Source organism: Streptomyces sp. NPDC051243, from assembly GCF_044455405.1.
Classification (GTDB): Bacteria; Actinomycetota; Actinomycetes; order Streptomycetales; family Streptomycetaceae; genus Streptomyces.
Genome location: NZ_JBITES010000004.1, coordinates 427,472 through 450,873, shown reverse-complemented (window position 1 = coordinate 450,873; position 23,402 = coordinate 427,472). Strand labels below are relative to the sequence as shown.

Sequence of the window (23,402 nt, the reverse complement as noted above, 5' to 3'; positions counted from 1 at the left end):
TTGAGGTCAGAGGGGGAGAGTTGTCCAGATGCTCTTGCCGTTGGCGTCGCCGTGCACGGCGACGGTGCCGCCGAGTTGCCGGGCGAGCTCCATGACCGTGCCGAGACCGCCACCGGTGCCGGTTGCGGCATGGTGCAGCGGGGGCTGGTGGGGTGGCGGTCGTGGACGGCGAAGGCCAGGCGGCCTCCGCTCGCCGCATACATGACCATGATCTGCGGGGACACCCCGGCGGCGTGCCGGACACTGTTGGTCACCAGCTCACTGAGGATCAGCAGAGCTGCGTCCGCGACGGGCCGGTGCAGATCTATCCCCCACTCGGCCAGCGCCTGCTCGGCGGTCTCACGGGCGAGACGGACGGCGGACGGCTCGTTGGGCAGGGTGAGCACATACCGGTACGGAAGGGCATCGAGAACGGGGGCCATCAGGTCTCCACGCGGGCGAGGCGGAAGCCGGTGACGCTCTGGGGCCGCAGGCGCAGCAGAGTGTCGTGCGGGCCGTACGTCCAGCCCGGCAATGTGCGACGGATGGGGGCACCTCCCATGCCCTTAAGGCAATGGGGGAGGGATATCTCGTTCACGTCGCTGAGCACGTCCACGGGGCCTTGGACGGTGACCGTCCAGCCGGTTCCGTGCACCGCCCGGATCTCGTCCACGTGGTACGTCACCGTGGCCGGCACCGCCGCCGCCTGGACGGGGGCCCGGACGATCAGTCGGCCGTACTCCCACACATGGCGGGACGGCCGTACGACGGCCGGCTCCCGCTGCGGGTACACCAGCCGTCCCAGGCTGCTGCCTTCCAGCAGCCACAGGGCCTCCGCTCCGGACACCTCCACCATGCGCAGAGGGACGAGGACAGTGCTCATCGGGTGGCCTCCTCACTGGAGGTCCGGGGCTTCTGGGCGGGTACCGCGGTCAGGACTCCGGTCGTCTCCAGGTGGTCGCGGGCGGCCCGGATCGCCTCGGGGGTGGTGGCGTACTCCCGGCCGTCCTGCCCCAGCAGGTCCAGCGCGCCGACGGAGTCCAGGACCTGGCGCTGGCCGGTGCGAATCCCGGAGGCCAGGACCAGGATGCCGCGCCGCTGCAGCTTCTCCACGGCGTCCTTGAGGACCAGCGCGCCGGTGGCGTCCATCGTCGACACCCGCGACATGCGCAGGATGACGACGCGTACGTCGGCCACCTCGGTCAGCTCCAGCAGGAAGCGGTGCGCGGCGGCGAAGAACAGCGGCCCGTCGATGCGGTACGCGACGATGTGCTCGGCGAGCAGGGCGTGTTCCTCGGCGCTGTGGTCACCCCGGTCGAGCGGGACCTGGTCGAAGCGGGCCTGCTTGGCCACGGCGCGCAGGGCGAGGGCACCCGCGACGACCAGGCCGATGATCACCGCGTACACGAGGTCCAGTGCCAGGGTCGCGACCGCGGTGAGGACGAGGATCAGCGCATCCGAGCGGGTGGCCTTGGCCATCGCCCTGAGCGAGCCGACCTCCACCATGCGGACCGCGGTGGCCAGCAGCACGCCGGCGAGGGCGGCGAGCGGGATCCTGGAGACGAGGGGCGCCGCGGCGAAGACGATCACAGCGAGGATCGCGGCGTGGGTCAGGGCGGCCAGCCGGGAGCCGGCGCCTGTGCGGACGTTGACCGCGGTCCGGGCGATCGCGCCGGTCGCGGGCACGCCGCCGAAGAGCGGTGCCGCGATATTGGCCAGGCCCTGGCCGAACAGTTCTCGGTCGGGGTCGTGCCGCTGCCCCACCGTCATGCCGTCCGCGACCGAGGCGGACAGCAGGGACTCCAGGGCCGCGAGCGCCGCCACGGCCACCGCCGGGGCGAGCAGGGTGCTGAGCGAACCGAGGTCCAGGAAGCCGAGTGAGGGCGCGGGCAGCCCGGACGGAAGATCGCCGATCGGCTGCGCCGCGTCCAGGCCCGCGACCTGGGCGACGGCCGTGGCCGCGATGACCGCGAGGATGGAGAACGGGACGGTCGGCCGCCAGCGGGCGCCCACCAGCATGACCGCGGCCACCGCGATCGCGAAGCCGACCGCCGTCCAGTTCGGGTGCCGCACGAACTCCTCGACGGCCCGCCAGGTCACCACCAGCACACGGTCGCCCTCGGGCTTGGGCACCCCGAGCGCGTTCGGGACCTGCTGCAGTCCGATCACGCAGGCGATGCCGAGAGTGAAGCCCTCCACCACGGGCGCGGGCACGTACTGCATGTACTTGCCGGCGCGCAGGGCGGCGAGCGCCACGAGCATGACGCCGGCCATCAGCCCGACGGTCAGGACGCCGGTCGGGCCGTACTCGCCGACGATCGGGACCAGCACCACGGTCATGGCCCCGGTCGGCCCGGACACCTGGAGGTTGGACCCGCCGAACAGCGCGGCGAGCGCGCCGGCGACCACGGCGGTCGCCAGTCCGGCCTCGGCACCGAGACCGGAGGAGACACCGAAGCCGAGCGCGAGCGGCAGGGCCACGATCGCCACGGTGAGGCCGGCGAGCAGGTCCTTGCGCGGATCGCGCCGCATGTCCGCCAGGTCGGCGCGGGTGGGCATGAGCGCGTTGAGCCGGGCCCCGGCCCGGCTGATCCCCGAAGTCATCGCGCCGCGACCTCGGCTTCCCGCAGCTCGGCCAGCAGCTCGCCCTGCCCGGCGAGCATCTCGGTCAAGATCCGGCGCGCGGCCCTCATCAGATCAGCGACGTCCCCGCCCGCCAGCTCGTAGACCACGGTCGAGCCCTCCCTGGTCGAGGTGACGATCCCGGAACGCCGCAGCACCGCCAGTTGCTGGGACAGACCGGACGGCTCCACCTCGATGGCGGCAAGCAGGTCCCGCACCGGCAACGGCCCGTCGTGCAGCAGCTCCAGCACGCGTATGCGTACCGGATGCCCCAGCATCCGGAAGAACTCGGCCTTGGCCTGGTACAGCGGAACAGACACAACCCCTCGGTTTCCCTGCAAACCCCACCTCGCGGGGCGGGCACAAAGGCTGTGCCCGCGACTACCGACGACAGGCACAGCAAACTCAGCATCTAGCCAATTGCTAAATTTTGCAATTCCGCATGAGCGGCTGGTGGGCTGCATCGGGGCAGCACTGAGGGTTCTGCCCCGAAGATCAGCCACTCGTCTACGCCTCGACTGCGATCAGGGCCCTTGAGGGGGCTTGTTTCATTGGGGAGCCGTTGCCGCGTCTTACGATGAGCTGGAGGGAACCCTCAGCTCACCGTTCCTGGGCGATGGCGGACACCCGTCCTGTACGCGCTTCGTCGCGGGCGGCGCACAAGACCCTTGCAGGAGCAGGCACTTGACCCCCTAGGAGCCTGCGTCAGAGCGGGAGGTCGTCGGGGAGTGCCCGGAACGCCTTGTGGCGACCCAACGGGCGTACAGCCCGGAAGTCTCGTCGGTCGAGGGTGAGGATCGCGTCCGTGTCGTAGTCGGCGGCAAGCGCCACGTTCACCGCGGCGGCGAGGTCGGGGTCCAGCGCGCGGTAGCGGACACGGACGGACTGGGCGGCGCCCAGGTGGTTCTCCGTGATCTCCGGCATGACAACACGGCCCCGGCTCATCCAGCGCCGCAGGTCGTCTACCGCGCTGAGGGCAGCCTCCCTGCCGAGCTCACGCGTCGCCACGTGATCCAGTTCGGCCAGCAGGAGCGGGGACATGACCAGCAGGCCCGCCGCCATGATGGCCTCGTTCGCCGCCCGGTGTTCAGGATGAGCGGAGTCCAGGGCTGCCAGGAGGCCGGACGTATCGGCGATGACAATGATCACGCGGCGGATCCGGACTCCGAGCCGGTCTCCCGCCGGACGGCCTCGGCGACCGTGTCGCGGACCTCCGACTTGGGCAGGGTGCGTCCCGGCCCCTCGAAGGTTCGTGAGAACAGCGGCTCGTCCCAGACCCGGTTCGCCATGGCGGCAAGGTGGACGCCCTGGCGGATGATCTCGGCCTCGCTTATAACTCGGCGCTTGGCGGCCTCCTTGATGATCGCCAGGTCCTCGGGGTCCGCGTACGTGCGGGTCTCCACTCGTGGAGTGCGCACCTCGGTCGGGCCACGTGCAGCGAGGCTCAGCGTGGGCAGCGGCGGCGCCAGGATGTCGACCGGGCTCGGCCCCTTCTGCGCATCGAGTCCGCAACAGTTCCACGTACACGGACCGGATCCGTCTGCGGGAGGCCCTCGACGGATCGCTGCCCTCGCCCGGCGGCAGCTCGGGCGGCGTCGGTGAGTACGGCTGGGTTCCGGGCGTACCCGCTCTCTCGTACTGATCCGTCCTGCCCCGGGCGGCCCGTTCCTCTTCTCCCCGCGGCTTCTCCCCTGTGAGGCATCATGCGCTGTGTCATCGCCCGGTACCCGTCCGACCTGACCAGGACCGGGGTGCCGGCCTCGATGAAGGACGTCAGGCCCGAACTCGTCACGGGGGCGTGCGTGGCCATCGGCCGCCGCCGCTGCCCCGTCAAGCAGGTCGGGCTGGTCATCACGCGACAAGCTCCCCGTGACTTCACCGCCGGCGAAGTCGTGCGGGCCATGATGCGTCTCGGCTTCACCTGCCACGACCGCCCCGAGGGAGCGCCCGTGGGCGAGGGAGGACCCGTGGCCGCGTGAGGACGGGCGGGAGACCGCTCTCAGGACCCCGGCGGGGGCAGCGCCTCACCGGTCGAAGTGGATGAGATCTCCTACGGTCCACGCGCTGACGTCCTTGATCGCGACTCGGTACATGCCACCCGTCGCCGGGATCCCGAGGCTGCCCTGCAGGATCCGGGCAAGATGAAAATGCAGATGCGTGGGCGCCTCGTCGCGACCGGACCGGTTCCCTCCCGGCCGGCGGGCGAAGACGTCCGAGAACGGGCCGAGCCGGTCCGAGTCCTTCAGGACCTCCGCCACCCGCTCCCTCCACACGGCCTCGGGAGCCAGCCGGCCGGTGATCACGGCGCCGCCGACGACCACGGTCAGCGACATCTGATTGCTTTCCTCGGACTCCACCGCGGTGGAGAGGGCGACGAGCAGCTCATCAGGGTTCGACATGACGGCAGAGCTTATGCGGCCCACCCGTACCCGTACCCCTGCGGGGCTGAATTGGCCGCGCGCGGCAGCAGGCGGCTTCCGCCGACAGGGGAGGGCCGATCGCGGCAGGCTTCTTCCTCCACCAGAAGAGTGAAACCTACTTTTGCAAGAGTAGATTTTCGTTCCCGATGCGGGTACGCTTCTTCTCGTAGACACGGTCGACGAGACCCGCCAGACACGAACTGGCGGGTGGCTGAATACGAAGTACGCAGGCCAGTGCGGCTCTCGAGCCTCGAAGCCACAGTGTTCCCAGAACGGTGACGGGACTGAGAGCCGCACTGGGCGGCTCGCACATCGAGGAGCTGCCAACAGCAGTACCGGTTCAATCAGTGGTTGGTTCAGAGAGGAACGGAGGAGCAGACGCCATCAGGATCGCCCGGTCCGAGAAGCACTCGGCCCGGGTACCGCAAGACCCCGGAATGGATGGTGGTCCCCGGTCAAGCAGCTGCGATCCCCCCGCACCCCCCTCTGCTGGGCCGGTAGCGGAAACAGAAGGTCGGCACCGCAGTAGGGCCGACAGATGGTGTTGAATTTCCTTCGGGGCCCTGGTGCCGTACGGCACCAGGGCCCCTCGACGCGTTGCACAGCGAGGTGACATGACATCGGACAACCCACTGAATGATCGTCTGGACGACGACGACTACCCCGCGTACACGATGGGTCGGGCAGCCGAGATGCTCGGCACCACCCCTGCCTTCCTCCGAGCCATCGGTGAGGCCCGTCTGATCACCCCGCTCCGCTCGGAGGGCGGCCATCGCCGGTACTCCCGCTACCAGCTGCGGATCGCCGCGCGCGCCCGGGAGCTCGTCGACAAGGGGACTCCGATCGAGGCCGCGTGCCGCATCGTCATCCTCGAGGACCAGCTCGAGGAAGCGCAGCGCATCAACGCCGAGTACCGTCGTGCCGCCAGCGAATCGGCGGGCCGTGCCGGCTCCGGCTCCGCCTGAACCCGGGGGCGCGTGCCGTATCCGGAACGCCGTCTTCGGCCGAAGGACAGCACTGCTCGGAAAGCCGCCGGCCCGCTGCTGCCGAACCAACGCCGCTCGCCCCCGGCAGGCGCATCCCGCCGGAAGGGCTGTGCACTCGCCAAGGGCCCCGGGTTGGTCGTCGGAGACAGCGGCGCAAAGCGCAGAGCCCGTTCACGCAAGCGCTTCGGCCCGCGTCCTTGGGCGCAGGCCAGAGACCCGGGCCCTTCTGCTGTCCGCGGTGATCAGCTCTCGCGTGCCAGATTCGTGCCAGAAGGCTTCTCAGGCGTCTTCTGCTGTGTACGGGCGGCGGAACGAGCCTTCCGAACCGTCGCGTCCAGCCCGGCGGCGACCTCGTCTTGTCGCTCGTCGTCGGAGTGCGGTGCGGATGTACCGCGCGGGGTAGCCACGGCTGGATGGCCGGCGAACGTCTGGTGGGGCTTGATCACTGACGACAGTGCAGCTCACCTGCCGGTCTCGCATCACCCGGAACGGCAGCCGACCTGATCCCCGGCCAGAGCCGGCCCGAGTCCGGGGCGGTTTGGCCCCGACGGGATGAGGGCCGCGCCGATCTCCGGCTCGACAAGATTCCTTCCCGATCACGGCAACCTTTCTTGGGCGTGGCGCCCACTGGCAGGTACCCGGGTCCCAGAACAAGGCCCGTTGCACCAGAAGGGCATGCCGTTGCCAGATCAGAACCGCTCTCATCGCCGCCGACCGGCGACCGGGCGCCTGCTCGCCGCCGTCGTGGTTCTCGCCGCCGTGGGTACTGCCGTACCGCTGGTCGCCCAGGCCGCACTCACGCCGGATGCTCCCAAGCCGACCCTGGCCGCCGCAGCGGCCGACAGCGGCCGCTACTTCGGCACGGCAGTGGCCGCGGGCAGGCTCGGCGATTCGACGTACTCCACCCTTCTCGACCGGGAATTCAACATGATCACCCCGGAGAACGAGATGAAGTGGGACACCATCGAACCCTCCCGCGGGAATTTCAACTTCGCCCCCGCCGACTCGATCGTCAGCCACGCCTCCGCGCACGGCCAGCGCCTGCGCGGCCACACCCTGGTCTGGCACTCCCAACTGCCCGGCTGGGTCGGCTCCATCAAGGACGCGGGCACCCTGCGCAGCGTGATGAACAACCACATCACCCAGCAGATGGCCCACTACAAGGGCAAGATCCACTCCTGGGACGTGGTCAACGAGGCCTTCGCCGACGGCCCCGGCGGCCAGCTCCGCAGCTCGGTCTTCCGGGACGTGCTGGGCAACGGCTTCATCGAGGAGGCCTTCCGCACCGCCCGTCAGGCCGACCCCGCGGCCAAGCTCTGCTACAACGACTACAACATCGAGAACTGGTCCGACGCCAAGACCCAGGGCGTCTACAAGATGGTCAAGGACTTCAAGTCCCGCGGCGTGCCCATCGACTGCGTCGGCCTCCAGAGCCACTTCGCCGCCGGCGGGCCGCCCGCCAACTTCCAGACCACCCTGTCCAACTTCGCCGCGCTCGGCGTGGACGTCCAGATCACCGAGCTGGACATCGCCCAGGCGTCCGCCACCGCGTACACCAGCGCGGTCAAGGCCTGTCTGAACGTCGCTCGCTGCACGGGCATCACGGTGTGGGGCATCCGCGACAGCGACTCGTGGCGCACCGGTGAGAACCCGCTGCTGTTCGACAACGGCGGCAATAAGAAGCCCGCCTACAACGCGGTGCTCACCGCCCTCGGCGGCAGCACCAGCGGCACCCCGAGCGGCGGCACGTCGGGCGGGGACATCACCTCCGGCGCCGTCTACACGCTCTCCAACGCCGCCACCGGCCGCGTGCTCGACCAGCCCGCGGGACACAACGGCAACGGCACCCCGCTCCAGGTGTGGAACGCCAGCGGTGCCTCCAACCAGCAGTGGCGGGCCGGCCGCAACAGCGACGGCACCTACACGCTGACCAACGTCGCCAGCGGCCGGGTACTGGACGAGCCGGGCAACCAGACCGCCAACGGGACGAGGATGCAGATCTGGGACTCCAACGGCGGCGCCAACCAGCGCTGGCGGGCCCACCGGAACAGCGACGGCACCTACACGCTGACCAACGTCGCCAGCGGCCGGGCGCTGGAGATCCCCGGCGGCCGTACCGCCGACGGCACTCCCGTCCAGATCTGGGACTCCAACGGCGGCGCCAACCAGCACTGGAACTTCAGGTCATCGCCCGCTCCGACGAGCGGCGAGTGTTCCCTTCCGTCGACGTACCAGTGGACGTCGACAGGCGCGTTGGCGCAGCCGGCGAACGGGTGGGCCTCGCTGAAGGACTTCACCGCCGTGACGTACAACGGCAAGCACCTGGTCTACGCGACCGCCTCTGACGGATCGTCGTGGAAATCGATGGCGTTCAGTCCCTTCACGAACTGGTCGGACATGGCGTCGGCCGGCCAGACCCAGATGAGCCAGGGCGCGGTGGCTCCCAAGCTGTTCTACTTCGCGCCCAAGAAGATCTGGGTGCTGGCCTCCAACGGGTGGGGCACCCAATGGCCCTTCGTCTACCGCACCTCCAGCGACCCGACCAACCCCAACGGCTGGTCCGCGGCGCAGCCGCTGTTCACCGGCAGTGTCCCCGACGGCAGCGCGATCGACCCGACCCTGATCGCCGACGACCAGAACATGTACCTGTTCTTCGCCGGTGACAACGGCAAGATCTACAAGTCGACCATGCCGATCGGGAACTTCCCGGCCAGCTTCGGCTCGTCGTACACGACGATCATGAGCGACACGGTGAAGAACCTGTTCGAGGCGCCGGAGGTCTACAAGGTCCAGGGCCAGAACCAGTACCTCATGATCGTCGAGGCTCGGGGTGCGACTGAGCAGCGCTTCTTCCGTTCCTTCACGGCCTCCAGCCTGAACGGTCCGTGGACCCCGCAGGCCGCCACCGAGTCCAACCCCTTCGCGGGCAAGGCCAACAGCGGCGCCACCTGGACCAACGACATCAGCCACGGCGACCTGGTCCGCACCAACCCCGACCAGACCATGACCATCGACCCCTGCAACCTGCAGTTCCTCTACCAGGGCCTGGCCCCCAACCAACCGGCGAACACCCCCTACGTGAAACTGCCGTACCGGCCGGGCATCCTCACCCTGAAGCGCTGACCCGCCTGATCCACGGTGATCGCGATGCGGTGCGGTCCGCCGACACATGGACGAGCCGTTCACGGCCCGGGCAACTCCACGTGCTGACCGACCCGCACCGCCTCGAGGAACCCCAGCCGTACGTCGGCTGGGGTTCCCCAACGTTTCGTCCTGCACTGGCTCCTGGCACCGGGCCGGCATGGGAGTCCAGGCATTCAGCACATGGGAGTGCCTTCGACGATGCGGAAGTCGCGCTCGACGCCGTCGGAGAGGGCGGCCAGCGCCTCCTGGTAGGCCGCACTCTCGCGCGTCGCGACGGCCTGCTCGAAGCTGTCGAACTCGACCAGGACGGTGCGCTCGGCGATTCCGGCGTCGTACGCCACGACCCGACCGCCAAGCACTATGGTCCGCCCGCCCCCGGGCTCGACGGCCAGGCGGGCCAGCTTGTTGTAAGCAGCCAGCTTCTCAGGGTCTGAAATGGTGCGGTAGACGCTGACCCAGTAGCCCTTGGGCATGGAACCTCCAGTGTGGGGATGAGTGCATCTGACTTACGGGTTGGTCTCGGACGAGCGTCGGCGGCCGTCCTTGTCGGTCTGCTGACCACCGCGAGTCGCCCTTCGTGTCAGCCGAGCCGGGGAAGGCGGACGGCGCGCGCGATTTCCGCGGCGCCGCCCAGACGGATCAGGGTGCCGGACGCGCTGCGTTGTGCGTTGGCGATGATCGTGGACGGATGGCCGAGGTGATCGCCCATGTCGACCGCGATGCCGGTGACGCCCTGATCCGCGAGATACGCGGCCAGACATGCGGTGCTGTTGGCGTTGGCGACATCCTCGGGGACGCCGATCGACGGGGCGAACATCCGGGCCGCTGCCCGACCGTCCGCATCGGGGATCGAGTAGGCGTAGCAGCCCAGCAGTCCGTAGCGGTCACAAGCATGGCGCAGTGCCGTGAAGTCCGGACGGAGTTCGGCCGGCACGGTGCGCGATCGCACGGGTAACAGGAGCCGTGGCCGGCCGGGTGAGGCCACGCAGGCGCCGTCGGGAAGGGCTTCGCTCATCAGGCCGAGGGCGGTCGCGATCGCCCGGAGTTCGGGTTCCCCGGCGTCCCGCCGGCTGATCGGGCCCGGGTCGAAAGTGGCCGTCAGGTCGTCGTGTTCTCGCTTCACCCAGCCTTCGAATACGCGACTTGTGGTGTGCAGCGTGGCCCGGTAATCGGCGTCGCCGCTGTGGCGCAGAGCGAGCAGCGCCAGTGCGGCGACTGTGCCGTGACCGCAGGCGGCCAACTCGCCTTCGCCGGTGAAGAACCGGAGCCGATACGACGGTCGAGGCTGATCCTCGCCGTCCACCGCAGCGATGAAGACCGCGTGCGAGGTGCCTGTCGCAGCAGGGATGCGCCGTCGCTCGGCATCGGTGAAGGGCGCGTCGTCGAGAACGGCGGTCGGACTACCGCCCTGGCCATGCCGCCGGCACGCGTCGACGATCGTCACCTCGGGCACGGCGCCGCGTCCATCGTGATCAGCATCGTCAGGTCGAGCGCGGGTGCGCTGTGTGTCAGGGCGCCGATCGAGATGAGGTCGACGCCTGCATCGGCAAGGGCGCGAACCCGGTCCAGGGTGACGTTGCCGGAAGCCTCCAGGAGGATCTCCGAGCCGCCGGAACGGCCTGCCCTCATTCGGATCACTTCTTCGATGTCGGCCACCTCCATGTTGTCGAGCATGAGCCAGCCGGCTCCCGCTTCCATCGCTTCGCGGGCCTGCGCGACGGTCTGCACTTCGACGTCGATCGGCACGCTCGTCCCGGAATCGGCCATTCCCTTCCGGACCGCACTGATCGCCGCGGTCACCCCGCCCGCCGCGGTGATGTGGTTCTCCTTCAGCAGGACCATCGCCGCCAGGGTGAGCCGGTGGTTGCTGCCGCCGCCCGCGGTGACGGCGTACTTGTCCAGCGCCCGCAGCCCCGGGGCGGTCTTGCGGGTGTCCAGGATCCGCGCCGGGGTTCCGGCCACGGCTTGGACGAAGCCGTCGGTGACAGTGGCGATGCCGCACAGGCGCTGCAGGAAGTTCAGCACCGTGCGCTCGGCGGTGATCAGGCTGCGAGCCGATCCGGTCAGCCGCACCAGGACGTCCCCGGCCCGCAGCCGCACACCGTCCGCGACCAAAGTCTCGACCTCGACCTCGGCGTCGGTCTGGGCGAAGACTTCGTGGACCACGGGCAGTCCGGCGGCGACGCCGGGCCGGCGGGTGATGATCTCGGCGGTGGCGATCGGGCCGGCCGGGACGCTCCACAAGGTGGTGATGTCGTCGGCGGCCCTGTCCTCCGCCAGGGCCGCGGCCACGCCGGCCCGCGCCGCCGACGCGGGGAACTCGGCCATCTTCATAGGTGGTTCCTCAGCTCTCAGAGATTGATCACCGGACCGACGAGGCCGTGGACGGCCTCCTCAGGAAAACCCACGAGATCCGACTCATGCCAATAGCCGTGCGGAAGCAAGCCATAGGCTCGGGCCTATCGCGAGAGGAAGGAGCGGCCGTGCACGACCACCGGGGCGTCGAACTTCGCCATCTCCGCTACTTCGTCACCGTCGCCGAGGAAGGCACGATGACCGAGGCGGCGCGCGTGCTGCGGATCGCACAGCCCAGCCTGAGCCAGCAGATCAGCGCCCTGGAACGCCGCGTCGGCGCCCCGCTGTTCCACCGCAGGCCCAAGGGGATGGAGCTGACCGAGGGCGGCCGGATCCTGTACGCGACCGCCATCCGCGCCCTCGCCGAGATCGAGGCGTCGCTGGCCCAGGCGCGCGACGCGCGCCGCCCGGTCCGGGTGGGGGTCTGCCGAACGGTTCCGGAGCACCTGCTGGCCCGCGTCGAGCGGATCCTCGCCGACGACGGCTCCCTGACCGTCGAGTTCGACGAGGCCGACTCCCAACGGCAGCTCGACCTGTTGCGGACCGGCGCCCTGGCCTTCGGGGTGATGCGCGTCTTCCACCCCATCGACGGCCTGGCCGAGCTGACCCTGGACGACGAACCGCACGGCGTGGTGCTGCGCCCCGACCACCCGCTGGCCGAGCACACCGCCCTGTCCTGGGCCGACCTGGCGGACCAGGAGCTCCTGTGGTTCCCGGCCGAGCGCAACCGCCGCTTCGCCGAGGACGTCCTGGCCCACCTCGCCGGCCACGGCTGGACGCCGCAGTTGAGGATCGTCGACGCGCACAGCCAGGCGCTGTACTGCCGCCACCTGCGCACCAGCGAGAACCTGGTGGGCCTGCGAAGCCGGAACAGCTTCACAGCGGACGCGGGGATGGCATGGCGGCCGTTCGTGTCCGACCCGCCGCGCCGCCGGTTCGTCCTGGTCACTCTCGGCGACAGCCCTTGGGCGGGGTTGTTGGCTCGCTCGGGCGGCCGGTCATCCGATGACGGCGGCATCGGTGGACCCGGTCAGCGCGCGGCGAGCTTCCCGAGCGCCGCCTCGTCGGCGCTGCCGGGCTCGGCCTGGTAGACCGTCATCCGCCGGCCGTCGTCGGCGAATCGCATGACCTCGATGACCAGCGTCAGGTCGCCGACCTCAGGGCGCCGGAAGTACTTGGGTTCGCCGCGCCGCACCCGTACCTCGTGGCGGTCCCACATCGCGCCGAACCCCGCACCTGCCGGCGCAGCAAGTCGTGCTGACGCAACCCCCTCGCGCCAGGCCCTGTCGTTCGGATCAGGCCGGCTGTGAGGTGCGGCGCCCTTCAGCCGGACCCCGCGACGCCGGGATGATCCAAACGACGTCCGGTGCGGGCTCCCTGACATCGATATCACCGCCGACACCGATGCCACCGTCGACCTCGATGCCACCGTCGCAATCGGTGCCACCGTCGTATGGGGTGTCGGCGTCGGAACCGGGGTCGGCGGCGGAATCGCCGGCCAGCGCGAAGTCGACGGCCCGGCCGGGAGTGTGGTGCTTGCCGCCTTCGGCGAACGCCTTCCTGTACGTCGCCTCGCCCAGCGCACCGATCGCGGCTTGCTCGCAGCGCGCGTGCTGTTCGGCCAGCTGCGGTCCGAACGCGCAGATCGAGCTGCCGGCGTCGTGCCACAGGGCATCCGCCACGCCGAGCAGCCGGGCGGCCCGCGCGTGAGCGCCGCCGTCGGCGCCGGCCCAGGCCAGCAGTTCCACCATCCTCCCGACCATCGCGTGGTCGCTGAAGCCACGCATGCTGTCCAGCGCGGACCGGACCAGGGACTCGTCCTGTCCCGGTCACCGCGGGCCCAGGCGTCATGGCCCAACGCCATCAGCACCTGAGCGCGACCCCACCGCTCCCCGCTCGCCTCCGCGGCGGCGGCGAACCGTCCGCCGGTCTGTGCCGCACGAGCGTCCCCGGCATACGCCAGGCCACCGGCCAGCGCCAGCAGCCAGGAGGCCGCCTCACGCTCGTCACCCAGCGCCGTCATGGCGGCCAGGGCCTCCTCATAGCGGCGGATGCCCTCCTCCGGCCGCCCCCGATAGTGCGCCGACACCCCAGGAGTGTCGGTGGGGTCGGGCGAGACGGCCATCCGACCGGCACTGGTCGGGGAAGCACCGGCAGCGGCCGACGATGCGCTGCCGGTGGAGCGGGAGGCCAGCAGACCGCACAGGACAGCGGCAGCCGCGGGCAGGGCGGCACGGGAGAGCCTGCCGCCAAAGCACGATCTACTGACCGTCCGTCAGCTCTCTTCGCCCGTACGGCGCCTGCGCGCGAAGTAGACCGCGGCGGTGCCGACCGCCACGACCGCGAGACCGGCACCCGCGAGGACGGGAGTACTGCTCGACGCGCCCGTCTCGGCGAGATCACCGTTCGGCTTCGGGTCGTTCGACCCCGTGTCCGTGCCAGGCTCGGACGTGGCCGGCTCGCTGGGCGTCGGGGACTCGCCCGCACCGGGCGTGGCCGACTCGGTGGGGGTCGGCGACTCGCCCGCACCGGGCGTGGCCGACTCGGTGGGGGTCGGGGACCCGCCCGCACCGGGTGCGTCGTTCTCGGTGAGCTGCGCCGCGAAGACGCCCGCGATCACCTTGTGGCCGTCGGCGTTGGGGTGCGGGTCCTGCATCGTGCACGCCCACGTCAGCTGGCAGATCTTGGCCACGTTCGCCGGCACCTCACCCGCGCCGGGCACGTTCACCTGGGTGGTGAAGTCGTCCGAGGAGAAGGCCCCGGCCACATCGGCCACCTTGAAGCCGGTGGACTTGTACACCTGGGCGATCCCCGCGTTGGCGGCCTTGACCAGGGGTGCCGACTCCTTGGCGGCCTGCTGCCCCGCGGCGCCCTGCAACCAGGCCGCCAGGAACGGGTTGTGGTAGTCGGAGCCCACGAACTGGGTGCTGTCCGTGCCCGCTTGGCGCAGCGCGCCCGCGATCTGGGCGAGGTTCTTCGCCATGGTCTGGCTCTTGCTGTTCAGGCACGCGCCGTCGAGGGTGCCGGCCGGGCGGCTGACGCAGTTGAGGAGGATGTCGTTCGCGCCCACGCTGAGGGTCACGTAGGCCACCTTGCCCTTGTGCTGGGCCATGGCCTGCAGGGCGGCGTCCAGTTGGGACTTGGCGTTGGGGTAGTCGCACTTGCCGCCGTTGATCAGAGACTCGGTGGTCTCAGCCGTGCAGCCGAGGCGTATGTGCTTCAGTCCGGGCGTGCGCTGCTTGAGCTGCGCGTAGAGCTGGTCGGTGTAGGCGACGTCGGTGTCCTTGTCGACGTCCGGCTGGTAGCCGGTGGTCAGGGAGTCGCCGAGCGAGATGTAGTACGTGGTGTCCTTGCCGTCGGTCGCCTCGTCGGCGGCGGCCGGCCCGGGCGTGCTCAGCACGATCGCCATGGCGGAGATGGCCAGCGGGGGGCCGAAACGCTGAAGGGATCTCATCACTTACGTGCGCTTTCCAGTGGGTTGAGGGGGGTTGGATGCCGAAAAGCTCTGGCGTGAGACGTGGTGGTACGCAGCGAATCTCGTCCGCAGCGGTTTCCGGGCACCCGAAGACGGCCTTGGTGAAGGCACAGGGGGTCTTCGCCTCCGCGAGACTGCCGGGTCTGCCCGGCTTCGTCTCTGAGGCGCGCGCGTCAATCTAGCAGGCCGAAAACCGCCTTGAATATGGGGCGCTGACAAATCCATGGCCACGACGACACGTGTAACCGTCAGAAAGGCTCGGTCGGCCGGGAATTGGTGACGGGACCCGTTGGTAGCCATTCGCTGAGTGATCGACTGGGTGCTGAATAGCCCTTGTGTGTAGGGCCGTTACCTGCACGGGCTGAGGTCCAACTGTCGGTCGGAGCTGGCGTTTGAGCGTAGTAGTCGACTCTTTTGTTCGACGGGTCGAATGGCATCGGACTTCGTGTTCGGCGGGTCGAATGACCCCGATCTCAGAACGCAGACGCTGGAGGTTAATCCGGGCCAAACATTCGGCGGAATTGGACAGCACTGACGCGATACGCCTGGCGCCCGGCCTGCGGGCGTGTCGAAGGATCCCGATGGCATGCCGGGGTTCTTCTGGGCACCGGAGTCCTTTTTGGCAGGCATCCCGGCCATGATGTTCTGAGCACCGCCGGTCAGCCGGAGCGCCGGCCACGAGACGGCGTATCCGAACGCGATCAGCGCGAGACCGACCACGGCCGGCCGCAGCCGCACCGCGCCGGAGCTCCATCCAGCCGGCCCAACGTCATGCCGAGGAGATCGAGCACGCCTGCGCCGCAGAGTCGCGCGATCGGGTCGTACGCGTCGATGCCGTACACCGTCCGCGACTTGAGGTTGCGGCCCCTGGGCCCTGTCGTTTGGATCATCCCGGCGTCGCGGGCCCTGGCACGCCCTCCCCCGAGCTCTTCGAGCAGGGGGTACCCCCAGCCGCGTTGTCGTCACTCGCCGAATCCCCCATCGCGTCGCCCGCCGCGGTAGCGGCTGATGTCACAGCCTCCTCCGCCTTGTAACTGCACGCTCCCCCACGCTCGAACCGGCTTCTCCCGGCTCACGCGGGGGCACCCCCATCGCCCCCGGCTCGGGTCGGCTGAAGGGCGCCGCACCTCACAGCCGGCCTGATCCAAACGACAGGACCTAGCCGCGCCCTCGACGGTGACCGGGCAGGTGACCGTACGGCCGACCTCGACCCGGCTGTCCAGGCCCGTCTTCGGTGCGAAGCGCACCGTGGAGAGCGGCAGTTCGGTCGGCCGCCCACTGGACGGCGCCTTCGAGTGGAACGTCCAGCTCGCGTCGACCCCGGTGGAGGCGGCCTGGACCCGGGCGCTGCGCCTGGCCGACGTGGTCAAGGCGCACGCCGGTCGCGGGCATGTCCACAGCGGTCGGCCTGCTGCCGCCCGGCCGGGCGTCCGAACTCGTGGCGGGCAGCGTGCAGAAGCTGCGCGGGCTGGTGGAGGACGTGCTGGAAGTGGCCCGCCTGGACTCCCAGGTGGCGGCGGTGGAGACCGAGGAACGCGAGGTGAGCGCGATGGCCCGGCGTGCGGTCGCCGGGCTCGAGGGCGTGCAGGTGACGGTCGCGGCGGACGCAGTCGTGGCCACCGACCCGCGCCGCGTCGAACGCATCCTGGCCAACCTGGCCGCCGACGCCCTGCGGCACGGCGCCCCGCCCGTCGAGGTGGAGGTCGACGGCCCAGTGGTCCGGGTCCGCGGCCACGGCCCCGGTTTCCCGGCCGATCTGCTCGCCGTGCTGCACACCTCCGGCCCTCAGCGCTTCCGCACAGGCTCCCGGACCGGCGGCACCGGCCTCGGCCTGACCATCGCGACGGCCAGGCCCGTCTGCTCGGCGCCGCCTGACCTTCCGCAACCGTCCGGGGGGCGCGGAGACGGAGCTGCGGCTGCCGGCGGACTGATCCGCCGGAGGCGGGGTGCACCTTTCGGATGGGCCGAATCCCGCCAGTCGGCGGGGGTGGCCCCACTGGTCGGCGGAGTGGATGTCTGCGGCTGACGCGATGGGATGGCCGTGCGGGAGGGGCCCTGTCCAACCGCGCCTGGTGGAACTCCCCCACAGGACCGTACACAGGAGACTCGAGTGAGTTACCGGAAGACCCCGCCCTGGCTTGCTGCCGTGGCCGTGGCCTGCTTCGCGACCGCCTGCAGCAGCACGTCCGGCACCGAGCCGGCCGCCCCGTCGACGACGTCCGCCGCGGCCCGCTCGTCGTCGGCCTCCGAGGAGCGGAACAAGGCGCTCGTTCTGCGCCTGTACTCGGAGGCGTTCAACAAGGACAAGACCGACGTGGTGAAGGAACTCGTCGCGACCGACTACATGCAGCACGACAAGTCGGTGCCCGGCGGAGCCGACGGGCAGATCAAGCAGTTCAAGGACGTCAAGGCGAAGATTCCCGGCGCGGTGGCGACCGTCAAGCACGTGGCCGCCGACGGTGACCTGGTGGCCGTGCACTGGCACGCCTCGGCCACCCCGAAGAACGAGGCGACCGGCCAGGCCAAGGCCGACCTGTTCCGGGTCGACAACGGCAAGCTGGTCGAGCACTGGGGCATCACGCAGACCGTGCCGGCGAAGACGGCCAGCGGGAACTCGCTGTTCAGCGATGTGTACCGGTACCCGAACGGGGAACCGACCCTGTCCGAGGAACAGGAGGAGAAGAACCGGAAGTTCGCGGTCGACGCGTATCGCAAGCTCTCCGACGGAGACGCGAGCGTGATCGACAAGAGCTGGGATCCTCGGTACTACCAGCACAACCCGGCGGCCGCGAGCGGAACGGCTCCGCTGAAGCGGTTCTTCCAGCAGAACACGCGGAGCTCCCCCTCGCCCAGCGGTGCCGCAGGCGGCGGGACCCGGTTCGGCAACACCCTCGCCGACGGGGACCTGGTGTGGGTCTTCAGCTCCGACTACGTCGTCGTGGACCTCTTCCGCGTGGTCGACGGAAAGATCATCGAGCACTGGGACGTCGTCGCCGACGGGCAGTAGCCCGGTCCGCGGGGCTGAACGGCAAGCGCCGACGGAACCCCAGCCGCCGTGCGGCTGGGGTTCCTTTACGGGTCGGCTACGGGTCAGCGCTGCAGGGTGAGCAGCCCCGGCCGGTACGGCAGTCTCTCGTAGGGAGTGTTCGCCGGTGTGTTGGTGGGCAGGCCCTGGTAGAGGAACTCCAGGTTGCAGGGGTCGATGGTCATGGTCTGGTCGGGGTTGGTGCGGACCAGGTCGCCGTGGCTGATGCTGTTGGTCCAGGTGGCGCCGCTGTTGGCCTTGCCCGCGAAGGGGTTGGACTCGGTGGCGGCCTGCGGGGTCCACGGACCGTTCAGGCTGGAGGCCGTGAACGAGCGGAAGAAGCGGTCCTCATTCACACCGCGAGCCTCGACGATCATGAGGTACTGGTTCTGGCCCTGGACCTTGTAGACCTCCGGCGCCTCGAACAGGTTCTTCGCCGTGTCGGTCATGACCGTGGTGTACGACGAGCCGAAGCTGGCGGGGAAGTTCCCGATCGGCATGGTCGACCTGAAGATGCCGCCGTTGTCATTGGCGAAGAACAGGTACATGTTCTGGTCGTCGGCGATCAGGGTCGGGTCGATCGGGCCGCCGGTGGGGAGGCTGCCGGTGAACAGCGGCTGCGGCGCGGACCAGCTGTTGGGGTTGGTCGGGTCGCTGGAGGTGCGGTAGACGAAGGGCCATTGGGTGCCCCACCCGTTGGAGGCCAGCACCCAGATCTTCTTGGGCGCGAAGTAGAACAGCTTGGGCGCCACCGCGGACTGGCTCATGGCGGTCTGTCCGGCCGACCCCATGTCCGACCAGTTCGTGAAGGGAGCGAAGCCCATCGAGTGCCAGTTGCCGTCGGAGTACGTCCCGTAGACCAGGTGCTTGCCGTTGTACGTCACGGTGGTGAAGTCCTTCAGCGACAGCCACCCGTTGGCCGGCTGCGCCAGCGGACCCGTCGAGGTCCACCGGTACGTCGACGGAAGGGAACACGTGGGCGACGTCCCGGACAGGCCGGTCCACTTCTGGTTGTTGCCGCCGGTGCAGTTCCACAGCTGCACCGCCGTACCGTTCGCCGTACCGGCGCCCGACACGTCCAGGCACAGCCCGGACTCCACGGCGACGATCGTGCCGTCGGAGTTCACCCGCCACTGCTGGTTCGTACCGCCGTTGCAGGACCAGATCACCGGCCGGGTACCGGCCGTGGTGGCGTGGCCCGGAACGTCCAGGCACTTGTTGCCGAACACGGTCAGCTGATTGCTGTCCGTCAGCGTCCACTGCTGGTTGGTCCCGCCATGGCAGTCCCAGATCTGCACGTTCGCGCCGTCGGTCTGGCTCGCGCCCGACACATCGAGACACCGGCCGGAAGCGACGCCGCGCACGGCGCCGGTGGTGGCAGCCTGAGCCGGGTTGGCGACGAGCATCGCCGACAACGAGGCCAGAACCGCAACCGGGACTGCAAACGCCGCAGACAGCCGTCTGCGGATGAAACTACGTCCGCGCATGGGACCTCTCATCCTTGAGAAGTAGTACGTTCGATATTTCGAACTGGAGTCGACATATCGAGCAGAGTGGATGATGAGAGACCCGGCGAACGGCGTCAATACTTCTCACACGATTCGCGCCCCGCAACATTCGCAGGGTCCCCGCTCACCCGCCCGCCACGGGACGGAGAGCGCCGGCGGCGTCGGTCTCGTACCGGGCCGAACAGGACGCATGCGATGGAGACGGCGACGAAGGCCAGGCGGATCAGGCCGCGGGTCGCGTCATGGGGAACGACGAAGACCGTGCCGTACAGGGTGATCAGCCCGATCCAGCTCCACCACGGCACCAGGCGCCGCTGCCCGATCACATCCCACAGCAGGGTGCCCAGCAGGACGGAGGCGGTGTAGCCGGCGCCCTCGCCGGACCGCCACGCCCCCCAGCGCCAGGCCCACCGCCGGAAGGCACGGCAGGTTCTTTCCGCAAGGCCGGTCCGGGCCTGGCGGCGGCCGGGATGACGCAGATCGGAGGAGGTGCCCTGAAAAAAGTTCCCGGCGCGCGGCAACCTGCGCGGAGCCTGTGGCGACAAGGAAGCGGATCCGGCCAGTTCCGGTGCCCGGATTCGCTTTTCCTCTGGTGAACGGCAGGCAAGGAGAACGCCTCCCCATGAACAACCCCACGAACGGCGGGCGCCGCGGGCGTCACCGCCGTCGCTGGACCGCCACCGCTGTGCTGCTCGGCGTGCCCGCCGCGGTCGTGCCGTATCTCCTGTTCGCGCAGGAGGACTCGCAGGCCGCGACGGTCGACGGCGACGCCTACTACCGGCTGGTCTCCGTGCGCAGCGGCAAGGTGCTGGACGTCAACGGCTTCTCCACCGCCGACGGCACCCGTATCCAGCAGTGGACCGACCAGAACACCGCCAACCAGCAGTGGAAGCTGAAGTCCAAGGGCGACGGCTACTACGAGCTGGTGAACCGAAACAGCGGCAAAGTGCTGGGCATAGCGGGCAATTCGACCGCCCAGGGGGCCTCCGCCGAGCAGCAGACCGACAGTTCCGCCACCTCGCAGGAGTGGCGGATCGATGATGTGGGCGGTTCCGACGCCGTCACCCTCACCTCGCGCAAGAGCGGCCAGGCCCTGGACGTCTCCGGAGGCTCCACGGCCGAGGGCGCGGCGGTCATCCAGTATCCCGGCCACGGCGGCACCAACCAGCAGTGGAAGCTGGTGAAGATGGCAGAGGCCCCGGCGGCCGGTAGCGACAGTGCGCAGACCACGGCCGCGGCCGGACCGTACCGGTGGAAGAACGCCCAGGTGGTGGGCGGCGGTTACGTCACCGGGCTGGTGTTCAACCAGAAAGAGAAGGGGCTGCTTTACGCGCGTACCGACATGGGCGGCGCCTACCGCTGGGACAGCGCGGCCGAGCAGTGGATCCCGCTGACCGACTGGCTCGGTGAGAAGGACTGGAACCTGCTGGGCATCGACTCGCTGGCCACCGACCCCGTCGACCCCAACCGGCTCTACCTCGGGGCCGGCACCTACACCAACGAGTGGGCGGGCAACGGCGCGATCCTGCGCTCCACCGACCGGGGCCGCACCTTCCAGCGCACCGATCTGCCCTTCAAGCTGGGCGCCAACGAGGCCGGCCGCGGGGCGGGCGAACGGCTGGTGGTCGACCCCGCCGACAACGGCACCCTGCTGCTGGGCACCCGCAAGAACGGCCTGTGGCGCAGCACCGACCACGGCGTGACATGGCGTCAGGTCTCCTCGTTCCCCGTCAAGGACGGGGCGAGCAGCGGCGCGGGCATCTCCTTCGTGACGTACGGCCCGGCCGGCAGCAAGACGATCTACGTCGGCGTCAACGACAGGTCCACCTCCCTGTACCGCTCCACCGACGGCGGCAGCACCTGGCAGGCCGTCTCCGGGCAGCCCACCGGCCAGCTGCCGCAGCACGGCGTGCTCTCCGGTGACGGCTCGCTGTACCTGACGTACACCAACAACCTCGGGCCCAACGACGTGACGGCGGGCTCGGTGTGGAAGTACACGCCGGACCGCGGGGCGTGGAAGAACATCTCCCCCTCCCAGGGCTCTTACGGGTTCTCCGGTCTGGCCGTCGACCCGCGCAAGCCCTCCACGGTGATGGTCACCACCCTCGACCGCTGGTGGCCCGAGGACGAGATCTACCGGACCACCGACGGCGGCACGACCTGGAAGGCACTGGCCGACAAGTCGGTGCGCAACGCCTCCGCCGCGCCTTACGTCGGCACCCACACCGGGCACTGGATGACCGCCCTGGCCATCGATCCCTTCGACTCCGGGCACGTGCTGTACGGCACCGGCAACGGCATCCTGCGCAGCAAGGACGCAGGCGCCTCCGACAGCGGCGGCACCAGCCACTGGAGCATGGGCGCCCGAGGGCTGGAGGAGACCGCGCTGATGGACGCGATCGCCCCGCCCGGCGGCGCCACCGTCATCACCTCCATGGGCGACCAGGGCGGTTTCCGCCACGACTCCCTGACCGAGGTGCCCTCCGGGCGGCTGAGCAACCCGATGATGGCCAACAGCACCGACATCGATTTCGCCCAGTCCAAGCCCTCGATGATGGTCCGGGTCGGCCGTGGCGGCGCGCAGGACGGGGCCTACTCCACCGACGGCGGCAGCACCTGGACGGGCTTCAAGGCTGAGCCGGTGGGCAGCGCCCAGGACGGCCACATCGCGCTCGCGGCGGACGGCTCCGCCATCGTCTGGACCCAGGCCGGCCAGGCCCCGTACCGCTCGACCGACAAGGGCGCGAGCTGGTCGAGGGTCGGCGGCCTGGGCACCGACGCGGTGGTCGTCGCCGACCGCTCCTCGGCCCAGACCTTCTACTCCCTGTCCGGCGGCACGCTCTACGCCAGCACCGACGGCGGCGCGACCTTCAGCGCCCGAGCCGGCAACCTGCCCTCCGGCCGCCTCACGGCCGTCCCCGGCATCGCCGGAGACCTGTGGATCGCCGGCGGTGGCAAGGGGCTGCTGCACTCCACCGACGGCGGCCGCACCTTCACCACGCTCAGCACGGTGCAGTCCGCCTCCGCCCTCGGCTTCGGCAAGGCCAAGCCGGGCACCGGCTACCAGGCCCTGTACCTGATCGGCACCGTCAAGGACGTCACCGGAGTCTTCCGCTCCACCGACAAGGGCGCCACCTGGATCCGCGTCAACGACGACGCCCACCAGTGGGGCAGCATCGGCGGCGTCGGCGTCATCACCGGCGACCCCGACACCTACGGCCGCGTCTACGTCGGCACCAACGGACGCGGCCTCCAGTACGGCGACCCGTCCTGACCCACACACCCGAGCGGGGCCGCGGCCACAACGGCCGACGGCCCCGCACTGGGGCGGAGGGACCCTGCGGAGGCGTGGGGCGCGTCACTTCAACCGGGTCGCTACGACGACGGCTCTCCCTCACCCTCACCCTGCGCGGCCTGAAGGTCGGCCAGCAGCTCGGCCTGCAATGCGACCTGCGGACTGGTCAGCGAGTAGTACACGTTCGACCCCTCCTGGCGGGTCTTGACCAGATTCGCCCGCCGCAACACGGCCAACTGCTGGGACAGGTGTGCGGGCTCGATGCCTACGTCGGGCAGCATCTCCGCGACCGCGTGCTCGCGCTCACTCAGCAGCTCCACGACGCGGATCCGGGCCGGGTGGCCGAGCGTCTTGAAGAACTCGGCCTTCAGTTGGTACAGCGGCGTGCTCATCGTGCCGTTCCCTCCCCGACACAACGGCACGTCCCCACCGGCCGGAGCTCGGCGCGTCGCATCCCACCCGCTCATGTCGTGGCCGTCCACGCCGTCGGCCAGGCGGATGTTGCGCACCTTGGTGCCCGCCTTGATTCCGCTCGGGCCGCCCTTGACCTTCAGGGTCTTGATGACCGTGACGGTGTCACCGTCGGCGAGCTA

The 23,402-nt window shown here is 69.8% G+C and carries 21 protein-coding genes and 3 pseudogenes; 7 read left to right on the top strand and 17 right to left on the bottom strand.

Going from position 1 to position 23,402, the window contains the following annotated elements:
* Positions 1–6: 6 nt before the first annotated feature.
* The 6 genes and pseudogenes from ACIBAG_RS12665 to ACIBAG_RS12640 all read right to left on the bottom strand — a co-directional run bounded on the left by ACIBAG_RS12665 (position 7) and on the right by ACIBAG_RS12640 (position 4,004).
* Positions 7–422, bottom strand: a pseudogene (locus ACIBAG_RS12665) (ATP-binding protein).
* Complete coding sequence (locus ACIBAG_RS12660; protein WP_399104062.1) at positions 422–862, bottom strand: pyridoxamine 5'-phosphate oxidase family protein; 441 nt, start codon at positions 860–862, stop codon at positions 422–424. Before ACIBAG_RS12660 ends, ACIBAG_RS12665 begins: the two are co-directional and overlap by 1 nt.
* Complete coding sequence (locus tag ACIBAG_RS12655) at positions 859–2,583, bottom strand: SulP family inorganic anion transporter (protein ID WP_399104060.1); 1,725 nt, start codon at positions 2,581–2,583, stop codon at positions 859–861. Before ACIBAG_RS12655 ends, ACIBAG_RS12660 begins: the two co-directional genes overlap by 4 nt.
* The gene (locus ACIBAG_RS12650) at positions 2,580–2,921 is read right to left on the bottom strand and encodes an ArsR/SmtB family transcription factor (protein WP_399104058.1); all 342 of its coding nucleotides are present in this window, start codon (positions 2,919–2,921) and stop codon (positions 2,580–2,582) included. The genes ACIBAG_RS12655 and ACIBAG_RS12650 overlap by 4 nt, the downstream gene beginning before the upstream one ends.
* Before the next feature lie 385 nt (positions 2,922–3,306).
* Positions 3,307–3,750, bottom strand: a complete 444-nt coding sequence (locus ACIBAG_RS12645; protein ID WP_399104056.1) for a PIN domain-containing protein — start codon at positions 3,748–3,750, stop codon at positions 3,307–3,309.
* Positions 3,747–4,004: a hypothetical protein gene (locus ACIBAG_RS12640; RefSeq protein WP_399104054.1), complete on the bottom strand. Its 258-nt coding sequence runs from the start codon at positions 4,002–4,004 to the stop codon at positions 3,747–3,749. Before ACIBAG_RS12640 ends, ACIBAG_RS12645 begins: the two co-directional genes overlap by 4 nt.
* A gap of 300 nt (positions 4,005–4,304) precedes the next feature.
* Between ACIBAG_RS12640 and ACIBAG_RS12635 the strand changes: the two genes are divergently transcribed.
* On the top strand, positions 4,305–4,580 hold the full coding sequence (locus tag ACIBAG_RS12635; RefSeq protein ID WP_399104052.1) for an SCO5918 family protein: 276 nt from the start codon (positions 4,305–4,307) through the stop codon (positions 4,578–4,580).
* 45 nt (positions 4,581–4,625) lie between these two features.
* Here ACIBAG_RS12635 and ACIBAG_RS12630 read toward each other — a convergent pair whose 3' ends face one another.
* On the bottom strand, positions 4,626–5,000 hold the full coding sequence (locus tag ACIBAG_RS12630; RefSeq protein WP_399104050.1) for a hypothetical protein: 375 nt from the start codon (positions 4,998–5,000) through the stop codon (positions 4,626–4,628).
* 635 nt (positions 5,001–5,635) lie between these two features.
* On the opposite strand from ACIBAG_RS12630, the gene ACIBAG_RS12625 reads away from it, so the two are divergent.
* Together ACIBAG_RS12625 and ACIBAG_RS12620 are read left to right on the top strand one after the other, a co-directional pair.
* Complete coding sequence (locus tag ACIBAG_RS12625; RefSeq protein WP_361690641.1) at positions 5,636–5,986, top strand: MerR family transcriptional regulator; 351 nt, start codon at positions 5,636–5,638, stop codon at positions 5,984–5,986.
* Between the two features lie 696 nt (positions 5,987–6,682).
* Entirely contained in the window at positions 6,683–9,130 is a 2,448-nt protein-coding gene (locus ACIBAG_RS12620; RefSeq protein WP_399104047.1) for a non-reducing end alpha-L-arabinofuranosidase family hydrolase, read from the top strand.
* A gap of 194 nt (positions 9,131–9,324) precedes the next feature.
* Here ACIBAG_RS12620 and ACIBAG_RS12615 read toward each other — a convergent pair whose 3' ends face one another.
* The 3 genes from ACIBAG_RS12615 to nadC form a co-directional block, all read right to left on the bottom strand.
* Complete coding sequence (locus tag ACIBAG_RS12615; protein WP_399104045.1) at positions 9,325–9,624, bottom strand: DUF1330 domain-containing protein; 300 nt, start codon at positions 9,622–9,624, stop codon at positions 9,325–9,327.
* Between the two features lie 107 nt (positions 9,625–9,731).
* Positions 9,732–10,604, bottom strand: a complete 873-nt coding sequence (locus ACIBAG_RS12610; RefSeq protein ID WP_399104043.1) for a PhzF family phenazine biosynthesis protein — start codon at positions 10,602–10,604, stop codon at positions 9,732–9,734.
* Positions 10,592–11,485: a carboxylating nicotinate-nucleotide diphosphorylase gene (gene nadC / locus ACIBAG_RS12605; protein WP_399104041.1), complete on the bottom strand. Its 894-nt coding sequence runs from the start codon at positions 11,483–11,485 to the stop codon at positions 10,592–10,594. The genes ACIBAG_RS12610 and nadC overlap by 13 nt, the downstream gene beginning before the upstream one ends.
* Before the next feature lie 149 nt (positions 11,486–11,634).
* On the opposite strand from nadC, the gene ACIBAG_RS12600 reads away from it, so the two are divergent.
* Positions 11,635–12,597 carry a LysR family transcriptional regulator gene (locus ACIBAG_RS12600; protein ID WP_399104039.1) on the top strand — a complete coding sequence of 321 codons (963 nt, stop codon included), beginning with the start codon at positions 11,635–11,637 and terminating at the stop codon, positions 12,595–12,597.
* On the opposite strand, the gene ACIBAG_RS12595 is transcribed toward ACIBAG_RS12600, so the two are convergent.
* The 3 genes from ACIBAG_RS12595 to ACIBAG_RS12585 all read right to left on the bottom strand — a co-directional run bounded on the left by ACIBAG_RS12595 (position 12,537) and on the right by ACIBAG_RS12585 (position 14,915).
* Positions 12,537–12,890 carry a hypothetical protein gene (locus ACIBAG_RS12595; protein WP_399104037.1) on the bottom strand — a complete coding sequence of 118 codons (354 nt, stop codon included), beginning with the start codon at positions 12,888–12,890 and terminating at the stop codon, positions 12,537–12,539. The genes ACIBAG_RS12600 and ACIBAG_RS12595 overlap by 61 nt on opposite strands.
* The gene (locus ACIBAG_RS12590; RefSeq protein WP_399104035.1) at positions 12,802–13,257 is read right to left on the bottom strand and encodes a hypothetical protein; all 456 of its coding nucleotides are present in this window, start codon (positions 13,255–13,257) and stop codon (positions 12,802–12,804) included. The genes ACIBAG_RS12595 and ACIBAG_RS12590 overlap by 89 nt, the downstream gene beginning before the upstream one ends.
* 524 nt (positions 13,258–13,781) lie before the next feature.
* On the bottom strand, positions 13,782–14,915 hold the full coding sequence (locus ACIBAG_RS12585) for a GDSL-type esterase/lipase family protein (RefSeq protein WP_399104515.1): 1,134 nt from the start codon (positions 14,913–14,915) through the stop codon (positions 13,782–13,784).
* 1,438 nt (positions 14,916–16,353) lie between these two features.
* On the opposite strand from ACIBAG_RS12585, the pseudogene ACIBAG_RS12580 reads away from it, so the two are divergent.
* Together ACIBAG_RS12580 and ACIBAG_RS12575 are read left to right on the top strand one after the other, a co-directional pair.
* A pseudogene (locus ACIBAG_RS12580) lies at positions 16,354–16,912 on the top strand (sensor histidine kinase); the annotation flags it as partial.
* Between the two features lie 179 nt (positions 16,913–17,091).
* A complete protein-coding gene (locus ACIBAG_RS12575) occupies positions 17,092–17,988 on the top strand; it encodes an ester cyclase (RefSeq protein WP_399104033.1) in 897 nt (298 codons plus the stop codon).
* A gap of 83 nt (positions 17,989–18,071) precedes the next feature.
* On the opposite strand, the gene ACIBAG_RS12570 is transcribed toward ACIBAG_RS12575, so the two are convergent.
* Positions 18,072–19,493 (bottom strand): non-reducing end alpha-L-arabinofuranosidase family hydrolase, encoded by a 1,422-nt coding sequence (locus tag ACIBAG_RS12570; RefSeq protein WP_399104031.1) that lies wholly within the window; start codon positions 19,491–19,493, stop codon positions 18,072–18,074.
* A gap of 95 nt (positions 19,494–19,588) precedes the next feature.
* Positions 19,589–20,059 carry a hypothetical protein gene (locus ACIBAG_RS12565; RefSeq protein WP_399104029.1) on the bottom strand — a complete coding sequence of 157 codons (471 nt, stop codon included), beginning with the start codon at positions 20,057–20,059 and terminating at the stop codon, positions 19,589–19,591.
* A gap of 77 nt (positions 20,060–20,136) precedes the next feature.
* Between ACIBAG_RS12565 and ACIBAG_RS12560 the strand changes: the two genes are divergently transcribed.
* Complete coding sequence (locus ACIBAG_RS12560; protein ID WP_399104027.1) at positions 20,137–22,788, top strand: RICIN domain-containing protein; 2,652 nt, start codon at positions 20,137–20,139, stop codon at positions 22,786–22,788.
* 101 nt (positions 22,789–22,889) lie between these two features.
* Here the strand turns inward: ACIBAG_RS12560 and ACIBAG_RS12555 are convergent, their stop codons facing one another.
* Complete coding sequence (locus tag ACIBAG_RS12555; RefSeq protein WP_399104025.1) at positions 22,890–23,201, bottom strand: ArsR/SmtB family transcription factor; 312 nt, start codon at positions 23,199–23,201, stop codon at positions 22,890–22,892.
* An 87-nt stretch (positions 23,202–23,288) separates the two neighbouring features.
* Positions 23,289–23,387: pseudogene (locus ACIBAG_RS12550) on the bottom strand (PhnA domain-containing protein); the annotation flags it as partial.
* Between the last annotated feature and the right edge of the window lie 15 nt (positions 23,388–23,402).